Annotated in this window: 2 protein-coding genes; both read left to right on the top strand. The window is 45.0% G+C overall.

Annotation, left to right across the window (positions count from 1 at the left end):
* On the top strand, positions 1 to 502 hold a 502-nt coding region (gene flgA, locus A3735_RS01080; protein ID WP_068637404.1), incomplete at its 5' end, for a flagellar basal body P-ring formation chaperone FlgA.
* A 90-nt stretch (positions 503 to 592) separates the two neighbouring features.
* Positions 593 to 891, top strand: a 299-nt coding sequence (flgM, locus tag A3735_RS01075) for a flagellar biosynthesis anti-sigma factor FlgM (RefSeq protein WP_068507233.1), incomplete at its 3' end; no start/stop codon positions are given.

Genomic DNA, 891 nt, shown 5'->3' with positions numbered 1-891 from the left:
CGAGCAGCCACAACTTAAGCTGAATCGCCCTCCTCTCACACAAAACCGAATAACAATCGAGATTCGCTGCGAAGGTCTTAAACCTTGGAAACTCTATATTGGCTCAGAATTCGACCTTTACGCTCATACAGTTGTCGCAACGGGGGGTATCCGGCGTGGCCAAGTGATCTCTATAAATGACATCAACCTAGAAGAAATAGTTATTAACCGAACACACTATTCACATTATCAACAGCTATCTGACGTCGAAGGTATGGTAGCTCGGCGCTCAATTAGGCCCGGATCAACAATTCAACCTGGCCATTTAACACCGCCAAAGCTGGTTAAGCGCGGCGATAATGTTGTAATCGTTGCCAGCAATAGTGCAATTTCGGTTAGAATGAACGGCACCGCTATGACTGACGGGGCGTTGGGGCAGCAAATACCCGTACAAAACCTGCAGTCGAAGCGTGTTGTAAAGGCTCGCGTAAGTGAGCCCGGCCTTGTAATAATAACACTTTAGAAAAAAACATAATTTACTGTAAGATTTAGCTAAAGTATTAAGATCGCATGCCGATATATTAGGCATAGAAAGATTTAAGGATGCATCACCATGAATATTGATATAAATGGCATTGGCTCTAATCGCACAGATGGCCCCAAACGAAATCAGGCTGGAAAGTCTGTTGAGAGCATTAGTAACCCCGCTCAAGGGCAGCCCCCTTCAAGCGAAAATGCTAAAGACAGCGTTAGCTTTAGCTCCTCGGCACAAAATCTTGCTCGCATTGAAGCAGAGATTAAATCACTGCCTGAAGTAAACCAAAGCCGCGTCGATGAGGTAAAAGCTCGTATAGAACGTGGTGAATATCAGCCAGACTCTGATAACTTGGCTCGAAAAATGCTTGATTTGGG

Source organism: Oleiphilus sp. HI0061, assembly GCF_001635675.1.
Note: the sequence above shows the minus strand (reverse complement) of the source record. Positions and strands in the feature narration are given on the sequence as shown.